Below are 17,365 nucleotides of genomic sequence, written 5' to 3' on the forward strand. Positions count from 1 at the left end.
GCCCTGCCCCGGCACAGCCCAAGGGCCTCAGCAGCCAACCGCTGCAAATCCCTCAGCAGCAGGCCTGCACATGAGGTGCCGCGTCACGGCAACCCCGTGACCGGCAAAGGCCAGGACACCGTCACACGCAAACCGCCCTGCTCGGCAGGGCTTTCCACCTTCACGTTCAGGCCATAGCTTTGCGCCAGCCGACGCACGATCGACCAACCCAAACCACTGCCCTCGGCCTGGTTGCCCGGCACCCTGAAAAAACGATCGCCCAAACGTGCCATGTCAAATTCAGACATGCCCGGCCCATCGTCTTGCACCACCAGACTGGGCACAGGCGACGCCAGCCACTGAACCTGAATGTGAGCGCCCTGAGGGCTGTAGCGCTGCGCATTGTCCACCAGGTTGCCCACCAAAACAGACACCAAACCAGGGGGCATGGACAAGACCAAGGCATCGGGGGCCTGCAAACTCAAGGTCTGCGCTTTGATTTCCGCACGGGGAGCCAACGCGGCCAGTGTGCTGCGCGTCTCAGAAACCACTTCGCACCGAGCCTGGCCATCGTGCACTTCGTCTGCACTGAGCCGGGACATTTGCAACAGCTGCGCCACCAAGCGTGTGGCGCGGTCGCAGCCTTGCAGCACAGCCTTCAAAGCAACCTGCAAATCCTCGCTGTGCTCGGCACCCTGCGCCACTTGCGCATGCATGCGAATGGCGGCGATCGGCGTGCGCAATTCATGCGCAGCATCGGCGTTGAAGCGGCGTTCGCTTTCCATCTGAAGCGCCATTTTTTCAAACAAACGGTTCAAGGCCTGCACCAGCGGTTGCACCTCCACAGAGACGGCGTCAACGTCCAGTTTTTCAAGCGAATGTGTATGACGCTGCGACACCGTTTGGCTCAAACTGCGCAAGGGTGACAGCGCATGAAACACGACCCACCAGATGAGCAAGGCCAGTGCCGGCAAACCCAGCAGCACCGGCCCCAGGGCCGAACGAAGCCCCGCCTCCAGGATGTCATTGCGGGCCGATTGCAATTCGGCCACCACCACCCAGACATCTGCTGCGTTGCCTTGTGTCGCAAAAACGCGCCAGGCTGCATTCTCGTGCATAAAATCCGACACGCCCTCGCTGCCAAAGGGCGCCAAAGCCACGGAAGGCGCCAGCGCTGACTGCACGATCAACTGGTCTTCATGCCAGATCTGAAAGGCGACACGGGGCTGGTATTTGTGGAGGATGGGCGTGGTTGTGAAGTCATCTGCGTGACCGTCCCCGGTTTTGGCTGCCAGCAGTGCAGCGGTCTGCGCCAAATGAGCGTCCAGCAATTCGCTCAGCTCATGCTCGGTTTCCACCCACGTCATGACCAGGACCACCAACCAGACCAGGCCCGTGGTCAGCAGCAGGCTGACTGTCAAACGCCATTGCAGCGTGGCTTTGGACCAGATGCTCATGCCACAACACCGCTCACATCGACGGGATCTGGCTGGATGTTTTTGGGCATCACGTAGCCCACGCCACGCAAGGTCTCGATCACATCCGAGCGTAATTTTTTACGCAAATGGTAGATGTGCACCTCCACCGTGTTGCTGCTCACTTCGGCGCCCCACTGGTACAGATGCTCCTCAATTCTTGAACGCGTCAGCACACGCCCCAGGTTGAGCATGAAAATTTGCAGAATTTCGTATTCGCGTTGGGACAGGTCCACAGGGCGACCGCACCAACTGACCTGTCGTGCAGACAGGTCCATGCGCAAGGCACCCGCCTCCAACGCGGGCTCGGCCACACCGTGCGCCCGGCGCACCAAGGCGCGCAAACGGGCAGCAAGCTCCAGCAAATCCACCGGCTTGACCAGGTAGTCATCGGCCCCGGCATCCAACCCGGCAATGCGATCGGGCACGCCGTCGCGTGCGGTCAAGATCAACACAGGGGTCGTGACTTTTTGACGCCGCACCGCCACCAGACACTGCATGCCATCTTGGCGTGGCAAGCCCAGGTCCAGAACAGCGGCCTCGTAGACGCCCGTCAGCAACTCGCGCTCGGCCGCGACACCGTCACGCACCCAGTCAATTTGAAAACCTTGCTGCTGCAAACCGGCCTTGAGACCCGAGCCCAGCAATTCATCATCTTCAGCCAATAAAACGCGCATTTACAGTGCCTGTGTGGGTGTTCTGAAAGTCAATCGTCGCCACAACAGTGGCCCGCCAAATCGACCGCACGAACATCTTTGTGTTCATGTGCATCCGCCCCCCTTTGAAACCATATCACGGATGCCCATCACCGCCTGAGCGGCTCATGTTGAATGCCAATCAACCCACCATGCCAATGGCAGCGTCCAGGTAGATTTGCACGCCCACCAGATCCACCGTGCCGGTCGAAGCATCCACAAATCCGGCACCGGCCTCGCCCTCGGCAATCCGTGTCCAGACACCATCTTGGTTGTCATCGCGGAACAATTCGAACTCAACGCCATCGCGCTCTTGCTCGGTCTTTACCACGTAATCCACCCCGTCCAGCGACACCACGGTGAAGGCTTCGTCCTGATCGATCCCCACAAGCTTCCAGATGCCTTTGCTCAGTTCGTAATCGGCCGTGACCTGACCCGAAGCATCGAAGCTGAACTTGTGCTTTTCCAGTTGAGCTGCCGTCGCCGTTGAAGTGGCCACCTGGATTTCGAAGGCTTGCTGAAACAAGCCATCACCGTCCTGATCTTCAAACACGGAAGTCTTGGCAAACCCTTTGCTCAATTTGCTCTGCGTGACAGACAACACGCCCGTCAGGCCTGAATCGTTGAGGCCCGTTTCGACTTCAAACGTGCTGCCCAGTGTTTTCTGCAATTTGGTTTTATAGCGCTCGACTTCCCACATTTGGAGAACCGACGTGTTGTTGACATCGAATTGAAACTTGTACAAATCAGACATGGTGCATTCCTTCATTTCATTGAACATTGAGGTACAGATGCGCGTTCAACACATCTGATCCTGAGTATGTCCAGCCATTCTGAAGAGCAGATGAAGACCGTCACGGTTTGCCGAGTACCCCGTTGCTCAGGCCCGGGTGTGCATCACCATCACATGCCCGGCCAAAAAACTCAGTCCTCCGTGGAAAGCTCATCTTCTGGCAGCGCGTGGTCGATTTTTTCCATGTTGTCCAGCAGCTTCAAAAAGTAATGCAGGGTATGGGCCATGTCGCCCATTGAAAAATCCTGCAGGGCCTGCTCGTAGTAGGCCTTGATCTTGGGTTGCGCCAGGTCCATCCAGATGTGACGACCCGACTCGGTCATGACCACCAGCCGTGAGCGGCGATCGCGCCCGTCCGTGCTCATCTCGATGTGGCCGTCACGCGTCATGCGGGTGATCAGGCCCGACAGGTTCTGCCGGCTGACCATGAGGTAACGCGCCAACTCGCCCACCCCCATGCCTTGCGCCGCCTCGGGCCGCGACAGCGCCCCCAGCACCGCCCATTGTTGCGTGGTCAAGCCTTCTTCCTGCACCGCCCGGCTGCCGGTTTTATGCAACATATTGGCACATTGATACAGCTTGAAAAAAATCCGGTTCGCCAGTTCCATGCGTGCGTCTTTGGTTTGTGACATAGGGTAAACGATAGGTTATTGAACACCAGAAGGTCTTGATGGGGAATATGGATAAACCCTAGAATACGTCAACATGTTGTCATATGTGCAGCAAGCTGGATTCACCACCCCATTTCAATTCACGGAGAAAGACATGAAAGACCTCAACGGAAAAACCATCATTGTGACCGGCGGCGGCGGCGGCATCGGCGGGGCCACCAGCCGACGCTTTGCCGCTGAAGGTGCCAAAGTGGCCGTGTTCGACATGAACCTGGCCGGTGCCCAAAAAGTGGCCGACGAGATCCAGGCCGCAGGCGGTAGCGCTGCAGCCTTCGAATGCAACATCACTGACCGCACCCAGGTGGACGCTGCCGTGGCAGCGGCCGAAGCCCAGCTCGGCCCCATCGATGTGCTGGTCAACAACGCGGGTTGGGACATCTTCAAGCCTTTCACCAAAACCGTGCCGGCCGAGTGGGACAAGCTGATCGCCATCAACCTGACAGGCGCTTTGCACATGCACCACGCCGTGTTGCCCGGCATGGTGGCGCGCGGTGGTGGCCGCATCGTCAACATCGCGTCCGACGCGGCCCGTGGCGGCTCGTCAGGCGAAGCCGTTTACGCCGCTTGCAAGGGCGGACTGGTCGCACTGTCCAAAACCCTGGCACGCGAGCACGCCCGCCACAACATCACCGTCAACGTGGTCTGCCCCGGCCCGACCGACACGGCCTTGCTGGCCGGTTTTGCCGAAGGCGCGTCCAACCCCGACAAGCTGATGGACGCCTTCAAAAAGGCCATCCCGCTGGGCCGTTTGGGCCAGCCCGACGATCTGGCCGGTGCCATCGTCTTCCTGAGCAGCGGCGACGCTTCCTTCATCACCGGCCAGGTCCTCAGCGTGTCTGGTGGCTTGACGATGCACGGCTGATCGGCCGACCTCAACCCTTTTGGAGAATCCCATGCAATTCGAAGACATCCTGTACGAAAACCGCAACGGCGTGGCCTGGATCACGATCAACCGCCCCGACAAGATGAACGCCTTTCGCGGCACCACCTGCGACGAGATCATCAAGGCCCTGAACAAGGCGGGCTACGACCGCGACATCGGCTGCATCGTGCTGGCCGGTGCCGGTGACCGTGCTTTTTGCACAGGCGGCGACCAGTCGGCCCACGACGGCAACTACGACGGTCGGGGCACCATCGGCCTGCCCATGGAAGAGTTGCACACGGCGATTCGCGACGTGCCCAAGCCCGTGATAGCACGAGTGCAAGGCTTTGCAATTGGTGGTGGCAACGTGCTTTGCACCATCTGCGACCTGACGATTTGCTCGGACAAAGCCATCTTCGGCCAGGTCGGCCCCAAGATGGGTTCGGTCGATCCCGGCTACGGCACCGCCTTTTTGGCGCGGGTGGTGGGCGAGAAGAAGGCCCGCGAAATCTGGTACCTCAACAAGCGCTATTCCGGTCAAGAGGCCGTTGACATGGGCCTGGCCAACATCTGCGTGCCACACGAGCAACTCGACGCCACCGTGCAGGAGTGGGCAGAAACCATCTGCGAGCGCAGTCCCACGGCGATTGCGATTGCCAAGCGCAGCTTCAACATGGACACCGCCCACCAATCCGGCATTGCCGGTTTGGGCATGTACGCGCTCAAGCTGTACTACGACACCGAAGAGTCGCGCGAAGGCGTGAAGGCCTTGCAAGAAAGACGCAAGCCCGAGTTCCGCAAGTACGCCAAATAAGAACTGGATCTGAGACAACGCGTCATGCAAGCCCAAGCCCTCAAGCCCACCGACGCCGTGTGGTGGCCCGACGCTGCCACGCTCGACAGCGCGAACCTCACACGTTTCATGCGCGCCCTGGGGGTGGACAGCTTCGAAGCGCTGAACCAACAAGCCAGCGCCGACCCGGCCGGTTTTCATGATGCGTTGATCCGTTTTCTGGACTACCGTTTCTACACGCCTTACAGCCAGGTGCTGGACACGAGTGAAGGCCTGCCCTTTGCCCGCTGGTGCGAGGGCGGCACCACCAACGTGGTGCTCAACTGCATCGACCGCTGGCGCGGCACGCCGCGCTACACCCAGCCCGCGCTGATCTGGGAAGGCGAAGACGGCACGCAGACCACCCGCACGTTTGAAGACATCGACCGCGAAACCTGTCAGCTAGCCTGGGGCCTTCGCCAACTGGGCCTGGGCCGGGGCGACGTGGTGGGCATGTATTTGCCCAACCTGCCGCAGGCAGCCGCTGCCATGCTGGCCGTGGCCAAGATCGGTGGCATCGTGTTGCCCATGTTCTCGGGCTTCGGGGCCGACGCCATCGCGCAACGCCTGCAAGACGGTCGCGCCAAAGCCCTGATCACGGTCGACGGCTCGCTGCGCCGCGGCAAGCCCATGTCGGCCAAGCCGGTGGTGGACGAAGCCTTGACGCATTGCCCCGGCGTGCAGCATGTGGTGGTGCTCAACCACCTGACTACTGCCCACGGCTGGACCGAAGGCCGTGACCACTGGTGGCACGAGTTGGCCGCTGGCGCGCCACAAGATGTGCAAGCCGTGCCGACCGAGCAAATGCCGGCCGACGATCCGTTCCTCTTGATGTTCACCTCGGGCACCACCGGCAAGCCCAAAGGTGTGGTGCATTCGCACTGCGGCTTTCCGGTCAAGACCGCGCTCGACCTGTCGATCTGCATGGACCTGAAACCCGAGGATCGCTTCCTGTGGATGTCGGACATGGGCTGGCTGGTCGGCCCCATCCTGGTGTTTGGCGGCTTGCAGACCGGCGCCACCGTGGTGCTGGCCGAAGGCGCGCCCAACTACCCCGAACCGGACCGGCTGTGGCGGCTCATTGAGCGCCACCGCGTGAGCTACCTGGGCCTGGCACCCACCGTGGCGCGCTTGTCGATGTCCCTCGACACTGCGGCGCTGGACGCGCTGGACCTGAGCAGCCTGCGCGTGATCGTTTCCACGGGTGAACCCTGGACGCCCGAAGCCTGGCACTGGACATTTGATCGCATTGGCCAACGCAAGGTGCCTCTGCTCAATTACTCGGGCGGCACCGAGATCGGCGGCATCCTCACCGGCACCGTGATCCACCCGCTCAAACCCTGCGCATTTGCGGGCGCGATTCCGGGCACCGGCGCCGATGTGGTGGATGCCGAAGGCCACAGCGTGGGCCAGGGCGTGACGGGCGAGCTGGTGATGCGCAGCCCCAGCATTGGCCTCACACGCGGGCTCTGGCACGACCGCGAACGCTATCTGGACAGTTATTGGTCGCGTCTGCCCCATCTGTGGGTGCATGGCGACTTTGCCAGCCGCGACGCCGATGGCATGTGGTACGTGCACGGCCGCTCCGACGACACCCTCAAGATTGCGGGCAAGCGCACCGGGCCGTCTGAAATCGAAGCCCCGCTGATGGGCACCGGCCTGCTGCAAGACGCCGCTGTGATCGGCGTGCCCGACCCGATCAAGGGCACCGCAGTGTTGTGCGTTTGCGTGCCACGTCCGGACACTGAAGAAGCCAGCGCCGCCAAAACCTTGTCGGCCGCCGTGGTGGCGGGCTTGGGTGGTGCCTTCAAGCCTGCCCGCGTGGTTTTTGTGGCCGACCTGCCGCGCACCCGCAACATGAAAGTGATGCGCCGCGTGGTGCGCGCTGCCTGGCTGGGCGAAGACCCCGGCGACCTGAGCACCTTGGTCAACCCCGAAGCGGTGGCGGGTATCCGCGCCGCCTTGAGCGCCCAGGAACAGGCCTGATGCCCAAAGACCTGGCCTGCAGACCTTTCAACCCTTCAGACAACAAAGAGACATTCACCATGCGCCTGCACGACAACCGCCTCTCGTCAATGACACGCCGCGCACTCGGTCTGGGCACCGCTGCCATGCTGGCCACAGCCGCATGGCCCAGCTTCGCCCAAACGGCTGCCCCCACGGCTGCCTGGCCCACCAAACCCGTGCGGCTGGTGGTGGGTTTCGCCCCCGGTGGCGGCACCGATGTGATGTCGCATTCCCTGGCCCAGTGGCTGGGTGAATACACCGGCCAAAGCTTCGTGGTCGACAACAAACCCGGTGCCAGTGGCAACCTGAGCGCCAGCGAAGTGGCCCGCGCCGCGCCCGATGGCTACACCTTTCTGGTGGCCCCCACCTCGGTCGAAACCGCCAACCCGTTCCTGTTCAAATCGAACGTCTTGCCCTCTCGCGACCTGTCACCGGTCATGGGCATCGGCCGCATGCAAATGTATGTGGTGGCCCGCCCCAACCTGGAAGCCAAAAACCTCAAGGAATTGGTGGCGCAGGCCAAGGCCCAACCGGGCAAGATGAACTACGCATCCTCCGGTGCCGCCACCCCGCCCCATCTGGCTGCCGAACTGTTCAAGCAAAGCACCGGCACCTTCATCGCGCACATCCCATATCGCGGCTCAGCCCCGGCCCTGCAGGATGTGTTGGCCGGCCAGGCCGACTTCGTGTTCGATCCGGGCATTTCCTTCCCGCACATCCGAAGCGGCAAGGTCAAGTTGCTGGGCGTGGCCAGCGACCGCAAATCCACCTTCTTCCCTGATGCCCCGACCTATGCCGACATGGGCATCAAGGGGGCCAGCCTGGACATCTGGTTTGGCATCTGGGCCCCGAAAAACGTGCCCGCGCCAGTGCTGGAACGCCTGACACGTGAACTGAACAAAGCCCTGGCCGTGCCCGCACTCAAAGAGCGCTTCAACAACCTGGGGGCAGAGCCCATCGCCCTGGACAACGCTGAATTCAAAAAACTCCTGCAGGACGAAAGCAAAACACTGTCGGCCCTGATCAAGGACCGCCACATCGTCGCCGACTAAAGCCTGCGCACCTGACCGCCCCACCCTGTGTGCGGCCCCCCTTACCTGAAATCCGTCAACACACCATGGCCCTCGACTCCGAATCCTTTGAACTCTTGTTGCCCACCCTCCAGCGCTTCATCCGCGAGCGCTTGATCCCGGCCGAAAACCACCTTGAAGAGCACGACGACGTGCCACTGGACATCGTTCAGGACATGAAAGACATGGGTCTGTTTGGCCTGACGGTGCCCGAAGCGTTCGGTGGCATCGGTCTGTCGGTCAGTCAAGAGGTGCTGGTCAACTACGAGCTCGGCCGCACCGCGCCCGCCTTCCGCTCAGTCTTTGGCACCAACATCGGCATCGGCTCGCAAGGCATCTTGATGGACGGCACGCCCGAGCAAAAAGCCGCCTACCTGCCCCGCGTGGCCAGCGGCGAGCTGATCATGTCGTTCGCCTTGACCGAACCCGATGTCGGCACCGACGCCGCCTCGCTCAAGACCCGCGCCGAACTCGACGGCGACCACTATGTGCTCAACGGCACCAAGCGCTACATCACCAACGCACCGCGTGCTGGCGCCTTCACCTTGATGGCGCGCACCGGCGGGCCGGGCGCGGGCGGTGTCTCGGCCTTCATCGTGCCGGCCGATCTGCCGGGCATCCAGCTGGGCAAGCCCGACAAAAAAATGGGCCAACGCGGCACCAAGACCTGTGATGTGATTTTGGAGAACGTGCGCGTGCCCGCCGCCAACATCATCGGCGGCGTGCCCGGCCAGGGTTTCAAGACCGCCATGAAGGTGCTGGACCGTGGCCGGCTGAACATCTCGGCCGTGTCCTGCGGCCTGGCCTCGCGCATCTTGGACGAGGCACGCGCCTATGCCCGCGAGCGCAAGCAGTTCGGCAAGCCCATTGGCGAGTTCCAGCTGATCCAGGCCATGCTGGCCGACAGCCAGGCCGAGTTGCTGGCGGGTTGGTCGCTGGTCAAGGACGTGGCCGCACGCTTTGACCTCAAGCCGCCGCATGTGTCCGACCCCGAAATTTCCATGCAGGTGTCCTGCGCCAAGCTGTTCTCCACCGAAATGGTGGGCCGCGTGGCCGACCGGGGTGTGCAGATCCACGGCGGGGCGGGCTACATCAACGAATACCCGGTCGAGCGCTTTTACCGCGACGCCCGCTTGCTGCGCCTGTACGAAGGCACCACCCAAGTGCAGCAAATCATCATCGGCCGCGAGTTGCTGCGCACGGCGTGAGAGCAGCCACACGCTTTTAGAAACCCACACATCGATTGGAGTGACCTCATGAAAATTCTCGTTCCCGTGAAGCGGGTAGTGGACTACAACGTCAAAGTGCGGGTCAAATCCGACGGCTCCGGCGTGGACATTGCCAACGTCAAAATGAGCATGAACCCCTTTGACGAAATCGCCGTTGAAGAAGCCGTTCGCCTCAAAGAAAAAGGCCTGGCCACCGAAGTTATCGCTGTCTCTTGCGGCGTGACCCAGTGCCAGGAAACCCTGCGCACCGCCATGGCGATTGGTGCTGACCGCGGCATCCTGGTCGAGACCCCCGCTGACCAGGACCTGCAGCCCCTGGCCGTGGCCAAGCTGCTCAAGGCCCTGGTGGACAAAGAGCAACCCGGCTTGATCATTTTGGGCAAGCAAGCCATTGACGACGACTGCAACCAGACTGGCCAGATGTTGGCCGCATTGGCCGACCTGCCCCAAGCCACCTTCGCCTCCAAGGTCGAGATCGTGGACGGCAAGGCGCAAGTGACCCGCGAGATCGACGGCGGCCTGGAAGTGCTGAGCATCAGCCTGCCTGCGGTGGTGACCACCGACCTGCGCCTGAACGAGCCGCGCTACGTGACCTTGCCCAACATCATGAAGGCCAAGAAAAAGCAGCTCGACATCTTCAAGCCTGAAGACCTGGGCGTCGATGTGGCCCCCCGCATCAAGACCCTCAAGGTTGCCGAGCCTGCCAAGCGCAGCGCCGGCATCAAGGTGCCCGATGTCGCCACGCTGGTGGACAAGCTGAAAAACGTGGCCAAAGTCATTTGAGGTTCAGCGTTCAGCGTTCAGCGTGAAAAGCAAAAACCAACGTCCATTGCTCGATGCACAACCTCAGGTGCGCACCCCGAAACCGAAAACCGTAACGCTCAACGCCCAACGCTCAACGCCCAACGCCCAACGCCCAACGCTCAACGCTCAACGCTCAACGCCCAACGCCCAACGCCCAACGCCCAACGCCCAACGCCCAACGCTCAACGCCCAACGCTCAACGCTCAACGCTCAACGCTCAACGCTCAACGCCAAACGCTCAACCATCATGACCACACTCGTTATCGCAGAACACGACAACGCCTCGATCAAAGGCGCCACCCTGAACACCGTCACGGCTGCTGCCGTTTGTGGTGGTGACGTGCATGTGCTCGTCGCGGGCCACAACGCAGGCGCTGCGGCGGCGGCTGCCGCGCAAATCAGCGGCGTCAGCAAAGTCATCCACGCCGACAGCGAAGCTCTGGCCCACGGCCTGGCAGAGAACGTCGCAGCCCAAGTGCTCGCCATCGCCGCCAACTACAGCCACATCCTGTTTCCCGCCACTGCCGCTGGCAAGAACGTCGCCCCTCGCGTGGCTGCCAAGCTGGACGTGGCCCAGATCAGCGATGTGACCCAAGTGGTGTCGGTCGACACGTTTGAGCGCCCGATCTACGCTGGCAACGCCATCGCCACCGTGCAAAGTATCGACGCCACCAAAGTCATCACTGTGCGCACCACCGGCTTTGACGCCGCAGCCGCTACAGGTGGCAGCGCAGCCGTAGAAAGCGCCGCAGCCCAAGCCGACAGCGACAAGAGCAGCTTCACTCGCAGCGAGATCGCCAAGAACGACCGCCCGGAGCTGACGGCGGCCAAGATCATCGTCTCGGGTGGTCGCGCTTTGGGCAGCTCGGAAAAGTTCAACGAAGTGATGACGCCGCTGGCCGACAAGCTGGGCGCAGCGATTGGCGCGAGCCGCGCGGCGGTCGATGCCGGTTACGCGGCCAACGACCTGCAAGTGGGCCAGACCGGCAAGATCGTCGCGCCGCAGCTGTACATCGCGGCCGGTATCTCCGGCGCGATCCAGCATTTGGCGGGCATGAAGGATTCGAAGGTGATCGTGGCGATCAACAAGGACCCTGAGGCCCCGATCTTCAGCGTGGCCGACTTCGGCCTCGAAGCCGATCTGTTTGCGGCGGTGCCTGAACTGACACAGGCCGTTTGAGGTCAGTTCCCGACGACCCACCGGGCACTTGACAGTGCCCGATTCACAAAAAGAGACAGGAGACAAAAAGATGCCAACCATCCATTTATTCAACGGCCTGGTGTACGGGTCCTTGCTCATCATCATGAGCTCGGGCCTGGCACTGATTTACGGGCTGCGCCGTGTGGTGAACTTTGCCCACGGCGGGCTGTACATGCTGGGGGCCTACATCGGGTTCACGGTGGCCACACACAGCAATTTCTGGGTGGCGCTGGTGGCTGCGCCTGCGGCCATGGCGCTGTTGGGTGTGTTGCTCGACCGCTATGGTTTGCGCCTGTTGCAGGACCGTGAACCGCTCTCCGTGATGCTGGTGACCTTTGGCCTGCTGCTCATCCTGGAAGACCTGGTGGTCTTCATTTGGGGCAAGGCCAATCACTCGCTGTTCACGCCCGACTTGCTCAACTTCACCGTGGACCTGCTGGGTGACCAGGTGCCCGCTTACCGCATCGGCGTGATCGTGGTGGGCCTGTCGGTGGCACTGGGTTTGACGCTGTGGTTGCGCTTCTCGCGGATTGGTTTGTTTGTGCGGGCCGCCAGCACCGATCCGGTCACCACCTCCATGCAGGGTGTCAACACCGACGCGGTCAGCGCCGCTGTGGTGGGTCTGGGCAGTGCGCTGGCCGGTCTGGCCGGCGTCGTGGCCGCGCCCTTTTTGTCGCTCTCGCCTCACATGAGCTCGGACGTGCTGATCGACTCCTTCGTAGTGGTGGTGATTGGCGGCCTCGGCTCGCTGGCCGGCGCATTCGTCGCCGCGCTGCTGCTGGGGATGATGCAGGCCATTGGCGCGGTGTACATGCCGCAGCTGTCGGTGCTGCTGCCCTTCATCTTCATGATCGCCATCCTGATCTGGAAGCCCTCTGGCCTGGCCGGCAGCCGCACCTGAACCCGGAGCACACACCATGAACTTTTCCAAAACCCTTCTGTTGGCGTTGCTGGCCCTGCTGGCCGGCGTGGCCATCGCTTACCTGACCCCTTCCAGCAGTTTGCTGGGCCTGTTTGCCCAGGCCGTGATCTACGCCATCTTCGCACTCGGTGTCGGAGTGTTGTTGCGCCAGAACGGCCTGACCAGTTTCGGCCATGCGCTGTTTTTTGGTGCGGCCGGTTACGCCATGGGCGTGATCCTGGCCCTCGACTGGCTGAGTGCCGAATTGGCCATCCCGGTGGTGTTGCTGGGCATCGGCGTGCTGGCCTTTGTGATCGGCCTGGTCATCGTGCGCGTGCCGGGCATCGCCTTTGGCATGCTGACACTGGCCATCGGGCAGATGGCCTATTTGCTGGCCACCCGCTCACGCGGCCTGGTTGGCGGCGCGGACGGCATGAGTGTGAACTGGCCGGCCACCTTGTTCGGCGTCAAGCAGTCGGTGCTGCTCAAGCCGGACACGCTGTTTCTGATCGTCTGGACCGTGATGATCGGGGTCACCTTGTGCGTGGTGTGGGTCTTGCGCACGCGCTTTGGGGCCATCACCGAGGCGATTCGTGACAACGAGGAACGCGCCCGCTTCATCGGCATCACCACCACCGTGCCACGTGCGCTGGTCTACGCGTTGTCGGCCATGGTCACGGGCGTGGCGGGCCTGCTGTCGTCCTTCAACGCCGGGTTTGTGTCACCCGAGAGCCTGCACTGGAGTGTCTCGGGCATCGCCCTGGTGATGGTGGTGGTGGGCGGCTTCAAGTCGGTCATCGGCCCCATCGTGGGGGCCATCGTGTACTTCCTGTTCAAGGACCTGCTGGGCGACTACGCCACCTACTGGATGGCGATTTTCGGGGCCACCCTGATCGCCGTGATCGTGTTCTCGCCCGACGGCATCGCCGGGGCGCTGGCGCGACTGTTCAAGCCCCGCGCCACGCATGGCGCGGCCACCGGCCCCCGTGGCCACTGACCTGCACAACCGGAGAACACCATGACAGCCTACGTGCTTGAAACACGCGACGTGGCCATCCACTACGGTGGGGTCAAGGCCCTGGACGGCGTCTCGCTGACGCTGGAAAAAGGCCAGATTCGCGGCCTGATCGGCCCCAACGGCGCGGGCAAATCCACCGTGATCGATGCCATCACCGGACGCCGTCCGCTGACCCGTGGCCAGGTGATCCTGGACGGCCAGGACGTGAGCCAGCTCGGGGCGGTGGCGCGCCGACGCCTGGGCCTGTCGCGCAGCTTCCAGCGCACCAGCATCTTCACCGGCATGCCGGTGCGCAAGCAGGTGGAGCTGGCCTCTTACAAAATGGGCGTGAGCGACTCGGCCGCCGATGCCGAAGCGGTGCTGCAAGAACTCGACCTGGCGCGCCTGGGCGATGTGGTGGCCGAAGACCTGGGCTATGGCGAGCAACGCCGCCTGGACCTGGCGCTGGCCCTGGTCGGCCGCCCCAAGATGCTGATGCTCGACGAGCCCATGGCGGGCTTGTCGGTCAAGGAGTCGCTGGACCTGGCCCAGCACCTGAAAGCGCTGACCTCGCGCTGGGAGGTGTCGGTGCTGCTGGTGGAACACGACATGGACGTGGTGTTTAGCATCTCGGATGCCGTCACCGTTTTCGAATTGGGCCGTGTCATCGCCAGTGGCGAGCCAGCCCAGGTGCGCGCCGACCCCCGTGTGCGCGAAGCTTATCTGGGAAGCGCAGCATGACCCGACTCCTCGACCTTCACAACGTCAATGCCTTTTATGGCTCGGCCCACATCCTGCACGGCCTGAGCCTGCATGTGAACGCAGGCGAGCGCGTGGCCCTGATCGGGCGCAACGGCGTGGGCAAAACCACTGTCGTCAACACCATCTTGGGCCTGGCCCAAATGAAAGGTGGCCACATTCGCATGGGCAGCCAGGACATCACCCGACCGCGACCCTACACCGCCGCCCAGCGCGGCATGGTGGTGGTGCCGCAAGGCCGCCGCATCGTGGCCAACCTGACGGTGGAAGAAAACCTGCTGCTGGGTGCCGCCACCGGCCGCAAAGGCCCCTGGAATGTGCCCGAGATCTACAAGCTGTTTCCCATCCTGCAAGAGCGTGCCCACACCCCGGGCACAGCGCTCTCGGGCGGGCAGCAGCAGATGCTGGCCGTTGGCCGTGCGCTCATGGCCAACCCGGACCTGATCTTGCTGGACGAGCCCACCGAAGGCCTGGCCCCGGTGATCGTGGACCAGCTGGCCGACATCTTCAACCGCGTGGCCGACCAGGGCACGGCCTTGTTGCTGATCGAACAAAACCTCAGCCTGGTGGTGCGTGTGGCGCACCGCTACCTGGCCATGGCCAAGGGCAACGTGGTGGCCCAAGGCCCGGTTGAAAACACCCCACAGGGGCTCAAGGACATCGAACAACACGTTTTGGTGTGAGGCCCGGACCGCCGGGCTTTGTGTGTAAGCAGTGAAGCCATTTTTGGCATTTTTTAAATCAAGGAGACAACATGTTCAAACCCACCCGAATCCAACAACTCGTGGCCATTGCCACCCTGGCTGCCGCGCTGCCCCTGGCCGCCCAGGCGCAGGGCAAGGACCCGGTGCGCGTGGCGCTGATCACGTCCAAATCGGGCGGCTTTGCCACCATGGGCGCTGACGTGGCCAACGGCATCCGCTTTGCGGTGGAAGAAGCCAACGCCCGTGGCGGCGTGGACGGCCGCAAGGTGATCGTGGCCGAAGGCGATGACGAGAGCACGCCCGATGCCGGTCGCCGTGCCGCCGAGAAACTTTCGCGCGAAGGCCACAACCTGATCATCGGCCCCATCACTTCGGGCATCTCGCTGACCATCAGCCAGAACCTGGCACGCTGGGACGCCGCCCTGATCGGCACCATCAGCAAGGCCGATCGCCTGACAGGGGACGCCTGCAACACCCGCTTCATCCGCACCAACCACTCGGATGCGATGGACCTGGCCATGATCAACGACTGGCTCAAAGGCATTCCGGGCAACAACTTCGCCATCATGGCGGCCGACTACATCTGGGGCCAGGACTCGGCCAAGTCCTTTGAGCAAGCCGTGACCGCACAGGGCAAGAAGGTGTCGCTCAAGCTGATGGTGCCCATGGGCACCAAGGACTACGCGCCCTACATCCAGCAGCTCAAGGCCGCCAAGGTCGACGCCATCTGGACCGCCGAAGTGGCCGGTGCCATCGCCTTCACCAAGCAGGCGGCCGACTTCGGCCTGGTCCCGCAGACGCCACTAATTGGTCATGCCTTGCTGTCGAACTTCGTGATCAACGCCACCGGCAATGCGCTGACCAATGTGCCGGGCAACGTGGGCTTCACCCCCGACATCGACACCCCTCAGACCAAGGCTTTTGTGAACGCCTTCAAGGCCAAGTTCAACCGCATGCCGTCTGACACCGAAGGCCAGGCCTACAACGGTGCCCTGGTGCTGTTCCAGGGCGTGACACTGGCCAAGAGCGTCAAGCCCGAAGACGTGACCAAGGCCCTGCGCGGTGCCACCGTGGACACGCTGTATGGCAAGGCCCCCGTGCGCGCAGCCGACAACCAGATGGTGATCCCCAACTACGTGGCCCGCGTGAAGACTGCCGACGGTGTGCTGCGCCCGGTCGTTGAGCGTACCTTCCCGGCCTCGATCACACCCGCCGCATCGCCTGCCTGCAAGATGTAAGACACAGAGCCACCCTCAGGTGGCTCTGTTCAACTGCACACGCCTGCACCCCAACAACACATTCGGGTGCAGGCGTCCGACAGTTTCAAAAAACACACCCACGCATGCTGGACACACGACTTCAAGGCAGCACGCTGAGCCCGTTTTCCGTGCAGGCCGACCCGGCCCGCTTGCAAGCCTTTGCCCGGGCCACCGGGCAGACCGACCCGCAGTACCTCGATGCCACCGCAGCGCGTGCCCAGGGGCATCCGGACTTGCCCATTCCGCCCACGTTTTATTTCTGCCTGGAAATGGACGCGCCGCACCCGATGGCGCTGTACGAGCGCTTGGGCGTGGACTATGCGCGGGTGTTACACGGCGAGCAGCATTTTCAATACCACCGCATGGCCTTTGCCGGTGAGCGCTTGTGCTTTGCGCCGCGCATCTCCAAGCTGTACGCCCGCAAGGGCGGCGCACTGGAATTCATCGTGCGCGACACGCGTGTTGAAGGGGCTGGCGGCGAACCCGTGGCAGATCTGCGCAGCGTGCTCGTGGTGAACCATGCCCTGGCCGAAGGCCCCAGCGCACAGGCTTCCCGCGCGACACATCCAGCGACGGACCCAGCGAAGCATTCAGCAACGCACCCAGCGCCCCCTCAGGCGACGGCATCACCCAACTCGCGCCTAGACCTGAGCCTGATTGCTCAACACGATGCCCTGGCGACCATGTCAGGCACGCGCCTGCCTGCGCTCTTCATGCCACCGATCACGCGCGAGACGTTGGTGAACTATGCCGCCGCCTCGGGCGACGACAACCCGCTGCACATCGACCCGGCCTACGCCAGCCGCGCCGGCCACCCCGATGTGTTCGCCCACGGCATGTTGTCGGCCGCCTACCTGGCCCGGCTGTTGACCAGCTGGGTGGACCAGGCGGCCATCCGTAGCCTGCAGCTGCGCTTTGTGGCGATCACCCAGCTGGGCGATGCCGTGTGTGGACAGGCTCTTGTTCACCCACCCGAACACGTCAGCGCCCCGGACAGCCCGCCCCCCAGCTCCCTCGTCACGCTGGGTGCAGAGAACCAACATGCCCAGCGCAAGGTGATCGGCTCAGCCCGGGTCTGGCCCGATCCACGCCATCCTCCACACCAGCCCCAAGGCTGAGCCCGGTCG

17 protein-coding genes are annotated in these 17,365 nt (G+C 62.8%); 13 read left to right on the plus strand and 4 right to left on the minus strand.

Features of this window, described 5'->3' with window-relative positions:
- Window positions 1-83: 83 nt before the first annotated feature.
- The 4 genes from B9Z47_RS06525 to B9Z47_RS06540 form a co-directional block, all read right to left on the minus strand.
- Window positions 84-1,436: an ATP-binding protein gene (locus B9Z47_RS06525; RefSeq protein ID WP_108330435.1), complete on the minus strand. Its 1,353-nt coding sequence runs from the start codon at window positions 1,434-1,436 to the stop codon at window positions 84-86.
- On the minus strand, window positions 1,433-2,131 hold the full coding sequence (locus tag B9Z47_RS06530; protein ID WP_108330436.1) for a winged helix-turn-helix domain-containing protein: 699 nt from the start codon (window positions 2,129-2,131) through the stop codon (window positions 1,433-1,435). The genes B9Z47_RS06525 and B9Z47_RS06530 overlap by 4 nt, the downstream gene beginning before the upstream one ends.
- 160 nt (window positions 2,132-2,291) lie before the next feature.
- Complete coding sequence (locus B9Z47_RS06535; RefSeq protein ID WP_146185770.1) at window positions 2,292-2,903, minus strand: hypothetical protein; 612 nt, start codon at window positions 2,901-2,903, stop codon at window positions 2,292-2,294.
- 170 nt (window positions 2,904-3,073) lie between these two features.
- Window positions 3,074-3,550, minus strand: a complete 477-nt coding sequence (locus tag B9Z47_RS06540) for a MarR family transcriptional regulator (RefSeq protein WP_199226309.1) — start codon at window positions 3,548-3,550, stop codon at window positions 3,074-3,076.
- Window positions 3,551-3,707: 157 nt separating this feature from the next.
- Between B9Z47_RS06540 and badH the strand changes: the two genes are divergently transcribed.
- From badH to B9Z47_RS19195, 13 genes are all read left to right on the plus strand, one after another.
- A complete protein-coding gene (gene badH / locus B9Z47_RS06545) occupies window positions 3,708-4,475 on the plus strand; it encodes a 2-hydroxycyclohexanecarboxyl-CoA dehydrogenase (RefSeq protein WP_108330743.1) in 768 nt (255 codons plus the stop codon).
- A 31-nt stretch (window positions 4,476-4,506) separates the two neighbouring features.
- Window positions 4,507-5,289, plus strand: coding sequence for a 2-ketocyclohexanecarboxyl-CoA hydrolase (gene badI / locus B9Z47_RS06550; protein ID WP_108330439.1), 783 nt, complete (start codon window positions 4,507-4,509; stop codon window positions 5,287-5,289).
- Between the two features lie 24 nt (window positions 5,290-5,313).
- Window positions 5,314-7,293, plus strand: coding sequence for an AMP-binding protein (locus B9Z47_RS06555; protein WP_108330440.1), 1,980 nt, complete (start codon window positions 5,314-5,316; stop codon window positions 7,291-7,293).
- Window positions 7,293-8,366, plus strand: a complete 1,074-nt coding sequence (locus tag B9Z47_RS06560; protein ID WP_233253685.1) for a tripartite tricarboxylate transporter substrate binding protein — start codon at window positions 7,293-7,295, stop codon at window positions 8,364-8,366. The genes B9Z47_RS06555 and B9Z47_RS06560 overlap by 1 nt, the downstream gene beginning before the upstream one ends.
- Before the next feature lie 65 nt (window positions 8,367-8,431).
- Window positions 8,432-9,592, plus strand: coding sequence for an acyl-CoA dehydrogenase family protein (locus B9Z47_RS06565; RefSeq protein WP_108330441.1), 1,161 nt, complete (start codon window positions 8,432-8,434; stop codon window positions 9,590-9,592).
- A 48-nt stretch (window positions 9,593-9,640) separates the two neighbouring features.
- Entirely contained in the window at window positions 9,641-10,396 is a 756-nt protein-coding gene (locus tag B9Z47_RS06570) for an electron transfer flavoprotein subunit beta/FixA family protein (RefSeq protein ID WP_108330442.1), read from the plus strand.
- 268 nt (window positions 10,397-10,664) lie between these two features.
- The gene (locus B9Z47_RS06575) at window positions 10,665-11,597 is read left to right on the plus strand and encodes an electron transfer flavoprotein subunit alpha/FixB family protein (RefSeq protein WP_108330443.1); all 933 of its coding nucleotides are present in this window, start codon (window positions 10,665-10,667) and stop codon (window positions 11,595-11,597) included.
- A gap of 70 nt (window positions 11,598-11,667) precedes the next feature.
- Entirely contained in the window at window positions 11,668-12,519 is an 852-nt protein-coding gene (locus B9Z47_RS06580) for a branched-chain amino acid ABC transporter permease (protein WP_108330745.1), read from the plus strand.
- A 16-nt stretch (window positions 12,520-12,535) separates the two neighbouring features.
- The gene (locus B9Z47_RS06585) at window positions 12,536-13,516 is read left to right on the plus strand and encodes a branched-chain amino acid ABC transporter permease (protein ID WP_108330444.1); all 981 of its coding nucleotides are present in this window, start codon (window positions 12,536-12,538) and stop codon (window positions 13,514-13,516) included.
- A gap of 21 nt (window positions 13,517-13,537) precedes the next feature.
- Entirely contained in the window at window positions 13,538-14,257 is a 720-nt protein-coding gene (locus B9Z47_RS06590; RefSeq protein WP_108330445.1) for an ABC transporter ATP-binding protein, read from the plus strand.
- Entirely contained in the window at window positions 14,254-14,958 is a 705-nt protein-coding gene (locus B9Z47_RS06595) for an ABC transporter ATP-binding protein (RefSeq protein ID WP_108330446.1), read from the plus strand. The genes B9Z47_RS06590 and B9Z47_RS06595 overlap by 4 nt, the downstream gene beginning before the upstream one ends.
- 71 nt (window positions 14,959-15,029) lie before the next feature.
- Window positions 15,030-16,217, plus strand: coding sequence for an ABC transporter substrate-binding protein (locus B9Z47_RS06600; protein ID WP_108330447.1), 1,188 nt, complete (start codon window positions 15,030-15,032; stop codon window positions 16,215-16,217).
- Between the two features lie 104 nt (window positions 16,218-16,321).
- Window positions 16,322-17,356 carry a MaoC family dehydratase N-terminal domain-containing protein gene (locus tag B9Z47_RS19195; RefSeq protein WP_108330448.1) on the plus strand — a complete coding sequence of 345 codons (1,035 nt, stop codon included), beginning with the start codon at window positions 16,322-16,324 and terminating at the stop codon, window positions 17,354-17,356.
- Window positions 17,357-17,365 lie beyond the last annotated feature (9 nt).

The organism is Limnohabitans sp. 2KL-1 (assembly GCF_003063435.1).
In the GTDB taxonomy this organism is placed as follows: Bacteria; Pseudomonadota; Gammaproteobacteria; order Burkholderiales; family Burkholderiaceae_C; genus Limnohabitans_A.